Below are 15648 nucleotides of genomic sequence, written 5' to 3' on the forward strand. Positions count from 1 at the left end.
AAAAACCGGCCTTGACGTTGTCCCCATCCACACCCTGTTTAAAACCCAGTAACGCACACTTCGTGAACAGGGCTTAACCGCGGAACCGTGGGGCAGGACCGGGTTATCCACAGTTTCCACAGCAGTTATTAACACTACGAATCCCAAAAAATTGAATTCCCTCAAACAACAAGATCGATGCGGGTGTTCGACGAGGGGGCCTGCCGGCCCCAAAGCGGCCGGGCCGGATCATGGGGGATGGGTTAATCCAGGATCTTCCGGCTAAGCTGTCAGCAGCGCTCCCATCCCTGGGTTTTTGTGTGGTTACGGTCCGAACAGACCATGCACCAGCCAGGGTGCGCCCAACTTCTTCCGGAGTTTCCCCTCGAAATTCCCGGGTTTACATGGCAGCAGCAATGAAAGGCGGCACCCTTCCGTGAAGTTCAGAGTCGATCGGGACGTCCTGGCAGAAGCCGTCACCTGGACAGCCCGTTCGTTGTCTCCGCGGCCGCCGGTGCCTGTCCTCTCCGGCCTGCTTTTGAAGGCTGAAGCAGGAACAGTCAGCCTGTCCAGCTTCGACTATGAGACCTCGGCAAGGCTTGAAATCACGGCGGATATCAGGGACGAAGGAACCATCCTGGTTTCGGGCCGGCTGCTCGCCGATATCTGCCGCAGCCTGCCTTCGGCACCGGTCGACGTCGAAACGGACGGCAACAAAGTCACGCTTACCTGCCGCCGAAGCAGCTTCCACCTGGCAACGATGCCGGAAGCCGAATACCCTCCACTCCCTGCCCTGCCGGCCATCAGCGGAACTGTTCCGGGCGACGCCTTTGCCCAGGCCGTTTCGCAGGTCATCATCGCGGCCAGCAAGGATGACACCCTTCCCATCCTCACGGGCGTGCGGATGGAGATCGAAGACGACCTGATCACCCTTCTGGCCACTGACCGCTACCGCCTCGCCATGCGGGAAGTACCGTGGAAACCGGTGACCCCCGGCATCTCCACCAGTGCGCTGGTCAAGGCAAAGACCCTCAATGAGGTCGCCAAGACCCTTGGCAACAGCGGTGACATCAACCTGGCCCTGTCCGACGACGACAGCCGGCTCATCGGATTCGAAAGCGGTGGCCGCACCACCACATCACTTCTGGTTGACGGCGACTACCCGAAGATCCGTTCGTTGTTCCCGGAGTCCACCCCCATCCACGCCACGGTCCAGACGCAGGAACTGGTGGAAGCCGTCCGGCGTGTGTCCCTCGTGGCCGAACGCAATACCCCGGTCCGGCTCGCCTTCACCTCAGGCCTCCTGAACCTGGATGCCGGCACCGGTGAAGACGCCCAGGCCTCCGAAGAGCTTGAGGCACAGCTGTCCGGGGATGACATCACGGTCGCTTTCAACCCGCATTACCTCATTGAGGGCCTGAGCGTCATTGAGACCAAGTTTGTCCGGTTCTCGTTCACCACGGCACCCAAGCCGGCCATGATCACAGCCCAGGCAGAGGCCGACGGCGAGGACCAGGATGACTACCGCTACCTGGTGATGCCGGTCCGCCTTCCCAACTAGTCCCCGCCGCCCCCCCTTGCCTCGCAAGCTCGGCCAGGGAACCCGGGCGGCGTGGGCCCACCCACCGCCAACCCCGTTCCTCCCACTAGCGCAGAAAAGAGTTCCACATGCACATTGGACTGATCGGCCTCGGCAAAATGGGATTCAACATGCGCGAGCGGCTGCGCAAGGGTGGCATCGAGGTCACCGGGTACGACCGGAACCCCGACGTCACTGACGCCGCCAGCGTCGATGACCTGATAGCCGCTGTCCCGGCGCCCAGGATTATCTGGGTCATGGTCCCGTCAGGGGCAATTACGGACGCCGTTATCATCGAACTCAGCGAAAAACTCGAGCAGGGCGACCTGGTCGTCGATGGCGGCAACTCCCGCTTCACGGAAGACCAGAAGCACGGCGAAGTGCTGGCCGCCAAGGGGATCCGTTTCGCGGACTGCGGTGTCTCGGGCGGCGTCTGGGGCCTCCAGAACGGCTACGGCCTAATGGCCGGCGGCGACGCCGCCGACATTGAACGCGCCCTGCCGGTCTTTGACGCGCTGCGCCCCGAAGGTGAACGCGCGGACAGTTTCGTGCACGTGGGCGGCATCGGCGCAGGCCACTACGCCAAGATGGTCCACAACGGCATCGAGTACGGCCTGATGCAGGCCTATGCCGAGGGCTACGAACTGCTGGCTGCCAAGGACATCGTCACCGACCTTCCCGGAACGTTCCGGGCCTGGCAAAAGGGAACCGTGGTCCGCTCGTGGCTGCTGGACCTCATGGTCAAGGCCCTTGACGAGGATCCGGGATTGTCCTCGATCGACGATTACGTGGAGGATTCGGGTGAGGGCCGCTGGACGGTGGAGGAGGCCATAGCCAACGCAGTCCCCGCTCCGGCCATCACCGCCGCGCTGTTCGCGCGGTTCGCATCCCGGGAGGACACCTCTCCTGCCATGAAGATGGTTTCCGCGCTGCGCCACCAGTTTGGCGGCCACGCAACCCGTCCCGCCAAGTAGCACCCACCGGGAACCAGCAGGGTTCCCAGAATTGCCGAAAACCGCGTGTATCTGGAACACCTTTCACTGACCGACTTCCGCAGTTACGCCCAGGTTGACCTCGCGCTGGGCCCTGGCGTCACCGTCCTGGTGGGATACAACGGCATCGGCAAGACCAACCTGATGGAGGCCATCGGCTACCTGGCCACGCTCAGCTCGCACCGGGTAAGTTCCGATGCACCGCTGCTGAGGTTCGGCACCGAGCGCGCCCTGGTGCGTGCCCGGCTGGTCCGCGGCACACAGGTCACTGTGCTGGAGTTGGAAATCAACGCCGGCCGCGCCAACCGCGGCCGCATTAACCGCAGTAATCCGGTCCGTGCCCGGGATCTGCTCGGCATCTGCCAGACCGTCCTTTTTGCGCCCGAGGACCTTGCCTTGGTCAAGGGCGATCCGGCCAACCGCCGCCGGTTCCTGGATGAGCTGCTGGCAAGCCTCATCCCGCACCATGCCGCCACCCGCAGTGACTACGATCGTGTCCTGAAACAGCGCAATGCCCTGCTGAAGTCGGCGCGCGCCGGAAAGTTCACGGCCGCACATGAATCAACCCTTGACGTCTGGGACCAGCACATGGCGCGGGCCGGAGCGGAGCTGCTGCATGCCCGGCTCGAGCTGGTGGAACGTCTTCGTCCCCATCTTGCCCGGGCCTACGCCGAGCTCACGGATGCAACCAAGCCCGCTGACGCCACCTACCGTTCAACTCTCCAGAACCAGATGGACGACGACGGGGTCCCGGCCGGAGGCATGCAGGGTGCCGCAGCCGGAACTACTTCGGGCGGCCCGGATGACCTGCGCCTTCTGTCGGTGGACCAGCTCACGGAACAGTATGTCCAGGCCTTTGCGGAGTCACGGAAAAAGGAACTGGAACGGGGCATATCGCTCGTCGGCCCGCACCGTGACGAATTGGAGCTGATGCTGGGCCAGGCGCCGGCCAAGGGGTATGCCTCGCACGGGGAAACATGGTCCATGTGCCTGGCCCTCCGCCTTGCCTCGTACTATGTGATGCTTGACGATGCCCGGACCGGCGGTTCTGCTCCCATCCTCATCCTGGACGACGTTTTTGCTGAGCTGGACGTCCAGCGGCGGCGTAAACTTGCGGCAATAGTCTCCGGCGCGGAACAGGTCCTGGTGACCGCCGCCGTCGACGCCGATATTCCGGAAGAGCTGTCCGGGCGGCGGGTGAAGGTCATCCCGGGAGGTATCGATGAGCAGTGACCAGGGCGGCGGGCCCCAGCCCGGCCGCGAGCCTGACAACATCGATGCCCCCCAGGCCGCGCTGAACAGGATGCGCGAAGCCGCCGCTGCACGCGGCGAAGTGCGCCGCAAGGTGGCACGGCCGGGTTCCCAAAAGGCCAAGGGCAGCATCCGTGACACCCGCGGCTTCAGCCAGTTCCACGCCACGGGCCGCGATCCCCTGGGCCTGGGAAAGGTTGTTGGCCGTCTGGTGGCAGAGCGCGGCTGGACGTCACCGGTGGCTGTGGGCTCCGTGATGGCGGAGTGGGCCACGCTGGTGGGACCGGAGATCTCGGCCCACTGCACGCCCGAGAGCTTTACCGACACCACGCTCCACGTCCGGTGTGATTCCACTGCCTGGGCCACCCAACTTCGGCTTTTGAGCAGCAGCCTCCTCGAGAAATTCCGCCGGGAACTCGGCGACGGCGTGGTGACCAGCATCCAGGTGCTTGGCCCCTCAGCGCCCAGCTGGCGCAAGGGCGGACGCAGCGTCAACGGCCGTGGGCCGCGGGACACGTACGGATAGCCCGGACGGCAGCTCTTGAAACTGCGCCCGAGGGCGTGTAGGGCGCTGTAAGGACCGAAGCGTGTATAGGCACCCGGAGGGGGTACCGCTGGGCCGCCCTAGGCGGGGCCAAGTGCCTTGCAGAGCCATATTCCGCCACTGGCGAAGGCCCTGGAATGCGGGGATATGGGCCTGTTCGCGGTAGAATTGGGGCAGATAACTGGGCGCGGATGAAACGTTGACATCAGTCCGTTCTCCGCGCGCTCTCCGCGTGCGGAGCGTGGATCACCAACCGTCAGCAAGTCACCGGCGCCATAAGTTTGTGCCTGTTGGCGGGTGGCTTTTCCCTGGGGAAGAGAAACCGGCCGGCCATCATCGAGAACAGAGGAGTCGCAGCGCCTGTGGCTAACGACAATACAGATATTCTGGCAGCAGATACAGCAGTCGAGGATGGCCGCACCCCTGATACCCCGGCCGCGCCAAGCACCCAAAGGGAATACGGCGCCAGCGACATCACTGTGCTGGAAGGCTTGGAAGCTGTCCGCAAGCGTCCCGGCATGTACATCGGTTCCACGGGCCCCCGCGGCCTTCACCACCTGGTCTATGAAGTGGTGGACAACTCCGTGGATGAGGCGCTGGCCGGCTACTGCAGCCACATCGAGGTGGTCCTGCAGGCTGACGGCGGCGTGAAGGTAGTGGATGACGGCCGCGGCATTCCGGTGGACATGCACCCCACCGAACACAAACCCACGGTGGAGGTTGTCATGACCATCCTGCACGCCGGCGGCAAGTTCGGCGGCGGCGGCTATGCCGTTTCCGGTGGCCTGCACGGTGTGGGTATCTCGGTTGTCAACGCCCTTTCCAGCCGCGTGGACACGGAAGTGCGCCGTCAGGGACACGTCTGGCGGATGTCCTTTGCCGACGGCGGCAAGCCCCAGGGCGGGTTGGTCAAGGGCGAAGAGACGGACACCACCGGCACCACCCAGACCTTCTATCCGGATCCGGCGATCTTCGAAACCACGGAATTCGATTTCGAGACGCTGCGCGCCCGTTTCCAGCAGATGGCCTTCCTGAACAAGGGCCTGCGAATCACACTCACGGATGAGCGCGACGCAGCCGGTGACGACGCCGATGACGACCTGGACCTTGACGACCTCAGCACCGAGGGTGAGGTCAAGGCTGAACACCGCACCGTGGTCTACCAATACAACGAAGGTCTGTTGGACTACGTCAAGCACCTGAACTCGGGCAAGAAGGTGGAGGTGGTCCACGAGGACGTCATCGCCTTCGAAACCGAGGACACGGAACGCAAGATTGCCCTGGAAATGGCGATGCAGTGGACCAGCGCGTACTCCGAGAGCGTGCATACCTACGCCAACACCATCAACACCCATGAGGGCGGCACCCACGAGGAAGGCTTCCGCGCTGCCATGACGTCCCTCATCAACCGGTACGCCCGGGAGAAGGGCATCATCAAGGAGAAGGACGACAACCTCACGGGTGACGACATCCGCGAAGGCCTCACCGCCGTTATCTCCGTCAAACTGGCTGAGCCCCAGTTCGAAGGCCAGACCAAGACCAAGCTGGGCAACTCAGAAGTCAAGGGCTTCGTGCAGCGTGTGGTCACCGACGGCCTTGGCGACTGGCTGGAGCGCAACCCCGGCCCCGCCCGCGACGTCATCCGCAAGGCTATCTCCGCCGCCCAGGCCAGGATGGCAGCGAGGAAGGCCCGGGACAACGCCCGGCGCAAGAGTCCGCTGGAATCCTTCGGCATGCCAGGCAAGCTTTCTGACTGTTCTTCAAAAGACCCGGAGAAATGCGAGGTCTACATCGTGGAGGGTGACTCCGCCGGTGGCTCCGCCAAGCGCGGCCGCAACCCGGAGACGCAGGCCATCCTCCCCCTGCGCGGCAAGATCCTGAATGTGGAGCGTGCGCGCCTGGACAAGGCCCTGGGCAACACAGAGGTCCAGTCGATGATCACCGCTTTCGGCACCGGCATTGGCGAGGACTTCGACCTCGCCAAGCTGCGCTACCACAAGATTGTCCTCATGGCAGACGCCGATGTGGATGGCCAGCACATCACCACCCTGCTGATGACGCTGCTGTTCCGTTACATGCGGCCGCTGATCGAGAACGGCTACGTGTACCTGGCACAGCCGCCGTTGTACCGGATCAAGTGGTCCAACGCTCCGCACGACTACGTCTACAGCGACCGCGAACGCGATGCCAAGCTGGTGGCGGGGCAGGCAGCCGGACGCCGTATTCCCAAGGACAACGGCATCCAGCGCTACAAGGGCCTCGGCGAGATGGACTACACCGAACTGTGGGACACCACCATGGATCCTGATCACCGCACTCTGCTGCAGGTGACCATGGACGATGCCCTTGCCGCCGACCAGATCTTCTCCGTCCTCATGGGTGAAGACGTGGAATCGCGCCGCAACTTCATCCAGCAGAACGCCAAGGACGTCAGGTTCCTGGATATCTAAGGACCCGCTCCTAAGTATTCGGAACCAGATATATACCTGAAACGGAAAATAAAGAATGAGCGACGAAACCCCCGAGATTCCCGCCCCCGAGGCCGGAACTCCGGACACCGTTCTTGAAGGCGACGTATTGATTGACCGCGTGGAGCAGGTGGACCTGCAGACGGAAATGCAGCGTTCCTACCTGGACTACGCCATGGCAGTCATCGTGGGACGTGCCCTTCCGGACGTCCGTGATGGCCTCAAGCCCGTGCACCGACGGGTGCTGTACGCGATGTTCGACGGCGGCTACCGGCCCGACCGTTCCTTCAACAAGTGTGCCCGTGTGGTGGGCGAGGTCATGGGTCAGTACCACCCGCACGGCGACACCGCCATCTACGACGCTCTGGTGCGCCTCATCCAGGACTGGACCATGCGCTACCCGCTGGCGCTGGGCCAGGGCAACTTCGGCTCGCCCGGCAACGACGGCGCAGCGGCACCTCGGTACACCGAGACCAAGATGGCCCCGCTTGCCATGGAAATGGTCCGGGACATCGACGAGGAAACGGTCGATTTCCAGGACAACTACGACGGCAAGAACCAGGAACCCACCATCCTGCCGGCCAGGTTCCCCAACCTGCTGGTGAACGGTTCCTCCGGTATCGCCGTCGGCATGGCCACCAACATCCCGCCGCACAACCTCCGCGAAGTAGCCGACGGCGTGCAGTGGTATCTGGCCAACCCCGGCGCCACCCGCGAGGAACTCCTCGAGGAACTGCTGGTGCGGGTCAAAGGTCCCGACTTCCCCACCGGTGCCACCATCCTGGGCCACAAGGGAATCGAAGACGCCTACCGGACCGGCCGCGGATCCGTCACCATGCGGGCAGTGGTTGCGGTGGAGGAACTGCAGGGCCGCACCTGCCTGGTGGTCACGGAGCTTCCGTACCAGGCCAACCCGGACAACCTGGCCATCAAGATTGCCGAACTGGTCAAGGACGGCAAAATCTCCGGCATCGCCGACCTCCGCGATGAGACCTCCGGCCGCACCGGCCAGCGCCTTGTCATTGTGCTGAAGCGTGACGCAGTGCCCAAGGTGGTGCTGAACAACCTCTACAAGCACACCGAACTGCAGAGCAACTTCTCCGCCAACATGCTGGCCATCGTTGACGGTGTGCCGCGGACCCTGAGCCTCGATGCGTTCATCCGCCACTGGGTGACGCACCAGATGGACGTCATTGCGCGCCGCACCCGGTACCGCCTGCGCAAAGCGGAGGAAGAAGCCCATATCCTCCGTGCCCTCCTGAAGGCACTGGATATGCTCGACGAGGTCATCGCCCTCATCCGCGCTTCCAACACCACCGAAGCCGCCCGCGACGGGCTGATGGAACTGCTGGACATCGATGAGCTGCAGGCCCGGGCCATCCTGGACATGCAGCTGCGCCGCCTGGCCGCACTGGAACGCCAGAAGATCCAGGACCGGCATGCCGAACTCGAGGCCCTGATCGAGGAGTACAACGCGATCCTGGGTTCCGAGCAGCGACAGCGCGAGATCATCAGCGTCGAGCTGGGCGAAATCGTGGACAAGCACGGCGACGACCGGCGGACCAAGATCCTCATGGGCTACGACGGTGACATGTCCATGGAGGACCTGATCCCCGAAGAGGAGATGGTGGTCACCATCACCCGCGGCGGCTACGTCAAGCGCACCCGCAGCGACAACTACCGGTCGCAGCAGCGCGGCGGAAAGGGCATCAAGGGTGCCCAGCTTCGTGGTGACGACGTGGTGGAACACTTCTTTGTAACCACCACCCACCACTGGCTGCTGTTCTTCACCAACTTGGGCCGCGTCTACCGTGCCAAGGCGTACGAACTGATGGAAGCGGGCCGGGACGCCAAGGGCCAGCACGTGGCCAACCTCTTGGCGTTCCAGCCGGATGAACATATTGCCCAGGTCCTGGACCTGAAGGACTACCAGCAGGCGCCGTACCTGGTGCTGGCCACCAAGAGGGGCCTGGTAAAGAAGACCAGGCTGGAGGATTACGACACCAACCGTTCCGCCGGCGTGATCGCGATCAACCTGCGCGACGGCGATGAATTGGTCTCAGCCCAGCTTGTTTCGGAAACCGACGACCTCTTCCTGGTGTCCCGCAAGGGCCAGTCCATCCGCTTTACTGCCACCGATGATGCGCTGCGCCCCATGGGACGTGCCACATCGGGTGTCACCGGCATGAAGTTCCGCGAGGACGACGAATTGCTGGCCGCCGATGTCGTCACCGAGGGTTCCTTCGTGTTTGTCGTGACCGAGGGCGGCTATGCCAAGCGCACGGCTGTGGAGGAATACCGCTTGCAGGGCCGCGGCGGACTTGGCATCAAGGTCGGCAAGTACCAGGAAGAACGCGGGCACCTGGTAGGGGCACTCATTGTCCAGGAAGAGGATGAAGTCCTGGTGGTCATGGAGGGCGGCAAGGTTGTCCGGTCCTCGGTTGCCGGTGTTCCCGCCAAGGGCCGTGACACCATGGGCGTTATCTTCGCGAAGCCGGACAAGAATGACCGGATCATTGAGGTGGCGCGCAACAGCGAACGTGGTCTCGAGGACGAGGAATCTTCCGGGGATGACGTAACGTTGGCTGAAGATGGCGGGACCGCTGGGGAATCCGCCGCGCCAGCAATGGCAGAAGAATCACCGGCCGTTGAGTCAGAGGACGCCTCGGGCGACGCTGAGCCGAACGAAGACAACACGGAGGTAACGAGTGAGTAATTCCGACTCATTTCCCAAGCCGAACAGTACTGTTCCCGACGGGAACCGGCCCTCCGGGGCGCCCCGGGTGAACGCCCCCGTACGTCCGCAGCAGCGGCCAGCTGCTCCTGCCGGGGCTCCGGGCCAGCGGCCTGCCGTGCCGGGCCAACGCCCGCAGCAGGGCGACCGCCCCGCACAGCCCGGCCAGCGTCCTTTCCAGGGCCAGCAGGGGCAGCGTCCGGCGCCGGCGGGACAGCGTCCTGCGCAGGGTGCCCAGGGCCAGGGTACGCCCGGCCTGGTGAAGCCCGCGCCCAAGGCGAAGGTCCGCCGCGCCCGGCTGCTGATCAGCAAGGTTGATCCGTGGTCCGTCCTGAAGATGGCATTCCTGCTCTCCGTGGCCTTGGGAATCGTCACCGTGGTGGCCGCCATTGTCCTCTGGACCGTTTTGGACCTGACCGGAATCTTCGACCAGGTGGACAGCCTGCTCGGTACGCTCGCCGGTTCTGAAAGCGGCGGCTTCGAACTGAAGAAGGTGGCCTCGCTGGGACAGGTGGCCTCGTTCGCCACCATTATTGCAGTGGTCAACGTTGTCCTGCTGACGGCGCTGTCCATGCTGTCTGCCGTGCTTTACAACATTTCCGCCACCCTCGTGGGCGGCATCGGCGTTACCCTTACCGACGATTAGGAAGCCATTTCCGCCGGCCGTAAACCGGCGGAAGGGCCCGATTTGAGATCGGGCCGGGATGTGCTGTAAAGTCATGTCTCGGCCCGATGAGGGATCGGGGCGTATAGCTCAGGCGGTTAGAGCGCTTCGCTGATAACGAAGAGGTCCCAGGTTCAAGTCCTGGTACGCCCACGGAACCTGTGCAGGTTTCACAATAGGCTTGGTCCGGATTCGTCCGGAGCTTGGCTGGAATGGGGAGCATGTGAAGAAGTTGCTTGTACTGGCAGCCGCGATCGCAGGCGTCCTGGTCTACCGGAAAGCACAGGAATCCGAAGCCCGGAAAACGGTCTGGAGCAAGTCAACCGATACGGTGGACTAGCACGGACACCCACTCCGGGAGCCCGTCAGAGGCTCTGCGGTTCTAAGGTATGATGGACGGGTTGCTTCTTATGGGGGCATGGCGCAATTGGTAGCGCACCTGCTTTGCAAGCAGGGGGTTCGGGGTTCGAGTCCCCGTGCCTCCACCATAAGGAAGTCCCGGTCAGCGGAAACGCTGGCCGGGACTTTTCGCTTTCCATCTCCGTCACGGACGAGCTTCAGGGGTGCGCCATGAACTTCTTCTTCGCCGCCTTGGGCGTCCTGGGTGTCGCCTCGTCCGGCCCCTTGATTGCGGCCACGCTCGGTGCCACCAGCGTCAGCGCCCTGGCCATTGCCTTTTGGCGCAACGCCATCGGAGCAGCCGTCATGGCCACCCCCACCCTGGTTCGTGAACCCCGCCAGTTCGGCCGGATTACCCGCCGGGAGTTCCGCTGGTCGGCCTTGGCCGCCGTCGCCCTTGCACTGCACTTTGCCTGCTTCATTACCTCCCTGCAGCTCACCTCCGTAGCCGCCGCCACAGCCCTGGTCTGCCTTCAGTCAGCCTGGATTGCGGTCTTCCAGCTCTTCCGCGGCACCCGCCACCGCTGGGAGGTCCTGGCCGGGCTGGGCATCGCCTTTGCCGGCGTGGTTGCCATTACCGGCTTTGACCTGGGAACCTCACCCCAGGCTCTCACGGGTGACCTGCTGGCGATGGCCGGCGGTGCACTGGCTGGCCTCTATACGCTGGCCGGGGGCAAGGCGCGGCAGAGCATGACCACGGGGACCTACACCACGCTCTGCTACGGGATGTGCGCCGCCCTGGTGGCCGTACTGGCCGCGGCGGCCGGCCAGCCGCTGGCCGGGTTCGAACCCACAGGCTGGTTTGGCATCGCTGCCATTACCGTCTGTGCGCAACTGGTGGGCCATACCGCGTTCAACCATCTGTTGGCCACCATGAGCCCGCTCGTGGTCTCCATGATCATCCTCCTGGAGATCCCGGGGGCTGCGCTGCTGGCGGCCGTGTTCCTGCACGAGACCCTGCCGGCCGGCACCTATGCCGGGCTCGGCCTGATCCTGTCCGGACTCGCCGTCGTGGTCCTTGGCCAGCGGAACGCCGGCAGGCGCGGAAGGGCACCCAAGGGTGAACCGCCGTCAGAACGCCTGGCCGAGCTCGGGGCCGACTGAAGCTATTGCCCGCCGCGGCGGATGGGCTGGGCTGTGTTGACCGTGTGGATGGCCCTGAGGAGCTTGGCCGGGAAATACACCGAGAAGAAGACCACCATTGGGGCCTTCAAGGCCATCTTCCTGACATTGTGGGCCTTGTAGGTGCGGTCAAAACGGGTGACGTAGTAGCGGTAGTCACGGGGCGAGTCCTCCAGCCGCCGCGCGGACATCCCCGACACCATTTGCGGCCAGTAGCGCACCGGAAGCTCATGGTCGGCCAGATGCAGGGACAAATCGATGTCCTCGTGCATCTCGTCCTTCTCGTCCCGGCACGTTTCGGAGCGGATGGTCTCCCAGGCAGTGGCGCGCAGGGCCATGTTGGAACCGAACAGGAAATGGTACTGGTGCTTGGCCAGCTTGAGCATCAGCTGGCGCATCTTGTCGTCGGCCTTGAGCCCAAAGCGGCGCATGGGCATGTCGTAGTAGACAACAGGGCCGGTGGCGGCCTGGACGGACGGGTCCGCGAAGGCCTTCTGCACCTGCTCCACCCAGTCGGGTTCCACGATCGAGTCCGCGTCGATGCGCCCCAGGATGTCCCCGGTGGCACTGTCCAGCCCGAAGTTGCGGGTGGGGATGAGTCCCTGCTCCCGGTCCTGGCTCAGCAGCATGATGGGGCTTTCCGGATACTCGAGCTGCATCTGGCGGACAATGTCAGCGGTCCGGTCCTTCGAAAGGTTGTCCACCACGATGATCTCGTGGGCGGGAACAGACTGGTAGATGGCAGCGATGAGGCACTGCCTGATCACGCTCTCCTCGTTGTACGCCGGGATGACAATGGACACGCGGAGCTGTACGGCTGCGTCGTTCACGGCATCCCCAGAGGGTCGATCGGCTGACATCACTACAAATCTAGCATCCGGGCCATGGCCTGCCCCCAGCGGTGGCCCGCTTCTGCCGTGGGCTCCGGAGAATGTGGACGGCCTGGCAGGAAGGTTTGCGGCAAGGCGTGCAGCGGTACGCGAAAGGGGCCCCGTCGTGAAACGGGGCCCCTTCGAGTGCGGGGTGGGAACTAAGGAAAATTAGGCCTGGCTGCTGCCCTTGTCGTCCCCGGTGGCCGTCTTGGCGTCGTTGGCGGCGCTCTTTGCACCCTCGGCGGCGTCGGCGGCCACGTGCTTGGCCTTTTCAGCGGCGTCCGCGGTCTTTTCCTTGACCGCATCGGCTGCGTCGCCGGCTTTGTCCGCGGCGGCAGCCGTGGCAGATCCGGCGGCAGAAGCAGCGCTGCCAGTGGTGTCCGCGTTGCTTTCCTTGAGATCGCTGACGGTGGTGGCGGGAACCGGAGCAGGAGTGGGCGTCACCGGCGAGGGAGTCTTCCAGGGATCCTCCACGGGCTTGGATGCCTTCCATGCGGCGACACCCGCGGCCACGGCGGCAGCAACAACTCCGAAGACCAGCCATCCGCGCTTCTTGGGCTTTTCCGGCTGCGCGAGCTGAACGTCTACTGCCCGGCTGGCGCCTGCTGCGGCTGCCTTCAGCTGCGTGCCGGTCGCCTGGGCCTGTTCCTGGAGGGCGTGAATGATTCCCACATCGCCCAGCTTCTGGGCCACGGCGTCCACCCGTGCCGGGGTGTTTTCCAGCGTGCGGTGAACTGCACCGGAGGCCACGCCGATCTGGTCCGAAAGCCTGGGCAGGTATTCCACCACCACCCGGTCACGGGCGTTCAGGACAACAGGAGTGGCCTTGTCCAAAGCTTCGTGAAGCCTGGGTGACGCGCCGTCGACAACGTCATTGATCCTGGGGGCCAACTGGGCCAGACCGTCCTGGATCCGGGGAGTCACGGTGGCAACACCGTCGGCCAGGCTGTGTGCAGCCGTCTTGAGGCCCTCCTGGATCTTGGGAGATGCGGTATCCAGGCCATGCTGGAGACGGGGAACAGCCCAATCAACGGCAGCTTCCACCCGGGGGGCCGCCCAATCCTTGGCGTTTTCCACCGCACTGGTGACCGACTGCTCAAGGTCACGGGCAATACGATCCGATTTCTTCACAACTACCTCCCGATTAATGTGACGGTTCTGTCGTTAGCCTACGTGCCCAGAACACCACGGGCTATTCACTCTGCGGATTTTAGGGCGATTTCACCCAGCGCGGAACTGTGCCTGCAGCCGTGGCCGCCCATATCCGGCGTGGAAGAATGGGGCCTATGACTGCCATCGCAACTGCAAAAGCAACCATCCACACCAGCCTCGGCGACATCGTGGTTAACCTCTTCGGCAACCACGCGCCCAAGACGGTCAAGAACTTCGTTGGCCTTGCCACCGGCGAGCAGGCCTGGACCCACCCGGAAACCGGCGAGGACAAGACCGGCACCCCGCTCTACAACGGAACCATCTTCCACCGCATCATCAAGGACTTCATGGTCCAGGCGGGCGACCCCCTGGGCCGTGGAACCGGTGGCCCCGGCTACCGGTTCGATGACGAAATCCACCCGGAACTGAGCTTCAACCAGCCCTACAAGCTGGCCATGGCCAACGCGGGCATCCAGATGGGCAAGGGCACCAACGGTTCACAGTTCTTCATCACCACCATTCCCACCGACTGGCTCCAGGGCAAGCACACCATCTTCGGTGAAGTGGCCGACGACGAATCCAAGAAGGTTGTCGACGCCATCGAGGGCGTACGCACGGGTATGGGAGACCGCCCGGTTGAAGACGTGACCATCAACAGCATCGACATCGAACAGCTGTAACGCTCCACCATGAGTTACGGAATTCCGTCGGCCGAGCCGTCCGCCCAGGTTCCGGTCTGCCCCCGGCATCCGGACCGGCCGTCCTACGTGCGCTGCCAGCGCTGCGGGCGCCCGGCGTGCCCCGAGTGCCAGCGGGCGGCCGCCGTCGGATTCCAATGCGTTGACTGCGTCAATGAGACAAAACGTACGACGCCGGAGGTACGGACCGTCTATGGCGGTGCCGTTGCCACTGGCAGGCCATTGGTGACGTTCGGCATCATCGCAGCGTGCGCTGTGCTGTACGTGCTGCAGTGGCTGGTTCCCAATGACCTGATTTACCAGAGCCTAGGCTTTGCGAACATATACGCGGAGCCACGCTGGGGTGAGTTTGAACCCTGGCGGATGCTCACTTCCGCCTTCCTGCACTCACAGGGCTTCATCCTGCACATCGCTCTGAACATGTACATGCTCTGGGTATTCGGACAGGCGCTCGAGCCGCTTCTGGGACGCATCCGCTTCCTGGTGCTCTACCTGGTTTCGGCATTTGGGGGCTCTGTGGGCTATTTGCTCCTGACCCCGCTCTATCTGCCCGGTCAGCCGTTGTATGGCGTCGTGGGTGCTTCCGGGGCAATCTTCGGGCTCTTTGGCGCGATGCTTCTCATTCAGCGCCACCGCGGCGGAGACACGCGCCAACTGTGGGTGCTGATCGCCATTAACGGTGTCATCGGCTTCGTGATCCCCCAGATTGCTTGGCAGGCCCACTTGGGTGGCCTCGTGGCCGGCGGCCTGTGTGCTGCGGTCTTCGCCTACACCCCACGTGGCCGCCGGCAGGGCTTGATCCAGGCGCTTGGTCTAGCCGCAGTGCTTGCGCTGCTCATAGCGGTGAGCTGGGTCCGCGTGACGCTATAGCCTGCCGCGCCAGCAGTTAGCGATGCCCCCGACACCAGACGGTGCCGGGGGCATCGTCGTTTTTCCACAGGCATTATCCACAGTGTTGGTAACTTACACGGCTGTAGTTCCCATGCTGGTCTCCCCATTCCCAGCTTGCACCCGGCCCTTTCGGCCGGAAACCTGACCGCGTTCTCCACATCTGTGGATAACCTGTGGGGATATCGCTGTGTGAAAGTGGATAAGCAGGAGGATTTCCCGCTTTCTGTGGATAAGGGCACTCCAAACAGCCTCCGACGGCTGGTTTCCCTGTCCCGCCGGCATGTTATCGACACCCTTATGCAC

At 63.7% G+C, this 15648-nt stretch carries 13 protein-coding genes and 2 tRNA genes; 13 read left to right on the forward strand and 2 right to left on the reverse strand.

The features are described from left to right. Positions 1 to 415 precede the first annotated feature (415 nt). The 11 genes from dnaN to FBY33_RS05105 all read left to right on the forward strand — a co-directional run bounded on the left by dnaN (position 416) and on the right by FBY33_RS05105 (position 11714). On the forward strand, positions 416 to 1540 hold the full coding sequence (gene dnaN, locus FBY33_RS05060; protein WP_142029574.1) for a DNA polymerase III subunit beta: 1125 nt from the start codon (positions 416 to 418) through the stop codon (positions 1538 to 1540). 107 nt (positions 1541 to 1647) lie between these two features. Continuing rightward, a complete protein-coding gene (gene gnd / locus FBY33_RS05065) occupies positions 1648 to 2532 on the forward strand; it encodes a phosphogluconate dehydrogenase (NAD(+)-dependent, decarboxylating) (RefSeq protein ID WP_142029575.1) in 885 nt (294 codons plus the stop codon). A gap of 45 nt (positions 2533 to 2577) precedes the next feature. Further along, positions 2578 to 3783, forward strand: coding sequence for a DNA replication/repair protein RecF (gene recF / locus FBY33_RS05070; RefSeq protein WP_142029576.1), 1206 nt, complete (start codon positions 2578 to 2580; stop codon positions 3781 to 3783). Then, positions 3773 to 4327 carry a DUF721 domain-containing protein gene (locus tag FBY33_RS05075; protein ID WP_142029577.1) on the forward strand — a complete coding sequence of 185 codons (555 nt, stop codon included), beginning with the start codon at positions 3773 to 3775 and terminating at the stop codon, positions 4325 to 4327. The genes recF and FBY33_RS05075 overlap by 11 nt, the downstream gene beginning before the upstream one ends. Positions 4328 to 4707: 380 nt before the next feature. After that, on the forward strand, positions 4708 to 6795 hold the full coding sequence (gene gyrB / locus FBY33_RS05080) for a DNA topoisomerase (ATP-hydrolyzing) subunit B (RefSeq protein ID WP_142029578.1): 2088 nt from the start codon (positions 4708 to 4710) through the stop codon (positions 6793 to 6795). Between the two features lie 55 nt (positions 6796 to 6850). Beyond that, a complete protein-coding gene (gene gyrA / locus FBY33_RS05085; protein WP_142029579.1) occupies positions 6851 to 9529 on the forward strand; it encodes a DNA gyrase subunit A in 2679 nt (892 codons plus the stop codon). Continuing rightward, positions 9522 to 10193, forward strand: a complete 672-nt coding sequence (locus tag FBY33_RS05090; RefSeq protein WP_142029580.1) for a DUF3566 domain-containing protein — start codon at positions 9522 to 9524, stop codon at positions 10191 to 10193. Before gyrA ends, FBY33_RS05090 begins: the two co-directional genes overlap by 8 nt. A gap of 97 nt (positions 10194 to 10290) precedes the next feature. Further along, positions 10291 to 10364, forward strand: a tRNA-Ile gene (locus FBY33_RS05095). A gap of 70 nt (positions 10365 to 10434) precedes the next feature. Further along, the gene (locus FBY33_RS20610) at positions 10435 to 10551 is read left to right on the forward strand and encodes a DLW-39 family protein (RefSeq protein ID WP_229748488.1); all 117 of its coding nucleotides are present in this window, start codon (positions 10435 to 10437) and stop codon (positions 10549 to 10551) included. Between the two features lie 72 nt (positions 10552 to 10623). Further along, positions 10624 to 10699 (forward strand) — tRNA-Ala (locus FBY33_RS05100). 82 nt (positions 10700 to 10781) lie between these two features. Further along, positions 10782 to 11714, forward strand: a complete 933-nt coding sequence (locus FBY33_RS05105; RefSeq protein WP_142029581.1) for a DMT family transporter — start codon at positions 10782 to 10784, stop codon at positions 11712 to 11714. Between the two features lie 2 nt (positions 11715 to 11716). Here the strand turns inward: FBY33_RS05105 and FBY33_RS05110 are convergent, their stop codons facing one another. Both FBY33_RS05110 and FBY33_RS05115 read right to left on the reverse strand, forming a co-directional pair. Beyond that, the gene (locus FBY33_RS05110) at positions 11717 to 12592 is read right to left on the reverse strand and encodes a glycosyltransferase (RefSeq protein ID WP_142029582.1); all 876 of its coding nucleotides are present in this window, start codon (positions 12590 to 12592) and stop codon (positions 11717 to 11719) included. A 180-nt stretch (positions 12593 to 12772) separates the two neighbouring features. Further along, positions 12773 to 13735, reverse strand: a complete 963-nt coding sequence (locus FBY33_RS05115) for a hypothetical protein (RefSeq protein WP_142029583.1) — start codon at positions 13733 to 13735, stop codon at positions 12773 to 12775. Between the two features lie 155 nt (positions 13736 to 13890). On the opposite strand from FBY33_RS05115, the gene FBY33_RS05120 reads away from it, so the two are divergent. Continuing rightward, the gene (locus FBY33_RS05120) at positions 13891 to 14436 is read left to right on the forward strand and encodes a peptidylprolyl isomerase (RefSeq protein WP_142029584.1); all 546 of its coding nucleotides are present in this window, start codon (positions 13891 to 13893) and stop codon (positions 14434 to 14436) included. Positions 14437 to 14445: 9 nt separating this feature from the next. After that, on the forward strand, positions 14446 to 15324 hold the full coding sequence (locus FBY33_RS05125) for a rhomboid family intramembrane serine protease (RefSeq protein ID WP_142029585.1): 879 nt from the start codon (positions 14446 to 14448) through the stop codon (positions 15322 to 15324). The last annotated feature ends 324 nt before the right edge of the window (positions 15325 to 15648 follow it).

This window comes from Arthrobacter sp. SLBN-112 (assembly GCF_006715225.1).
Lineage (GTDB): Bacteria > Actinomycetota > Actinomycetes > Actinomycetales > Micrococcaceae > Arthrobacter.

What these genes read in the sequence shown, in the direction of transcription:
- FBY33_RS05105 (WP_142029581.1), top strand. Translation starts at nt 10,782, where the DNA reads ATGAACTTCTTCTTCGCCGCCTTGGGCGTCCTGGGTGTCGCCTCGTCC.
- FBY33_RS05075 (WP_142029577.1), top strand. Translation starts at nt 3,773, where the DNA reads ATGAGCAGTGACCAGGGCGGCGGGCCCCAGCCCGGCCGCGAGCCTGAC.
- FBY33_RS05110 (WP_142029582.1), bottom strand. Translation starts at nt 12,592, where the DNA reads ATGTCAGCCGATCGACCCTCTGGGGATGCCGTGAACGACGCAGCCGTA.
- gyrA (WP_142029579.1), top strand. Translation starts at nt 6,851, where the DNA reads ATGAGCGACGAAACCCCCGAGATTCCCGCCCCCGAGGCCGGAACTCCG.
- gnd (WP_142029575.1), top strand. Translation starts at nt 1,648, where the DNA reads ATGCACATTGGACTGATCGGCCTCGGCAAAATGGGATTCAACATGCGC.
- FBY33_RS05125 (WP_142029585.1), top strand. Translation starts at nt 14,446, where the DNA reads ATGAGTTACGGAATTCCGTCGGCCGAGCCGTCCGCCCAGGTTCCGGTC.
- FBY33_RS05120 (WP_142029584.1), top strand. Translation starts at nt 13,891, where the DNA reads ATGACTGCCATCGCAACTGCAAAAGCAACCATCCACACCAGCCTCGGC.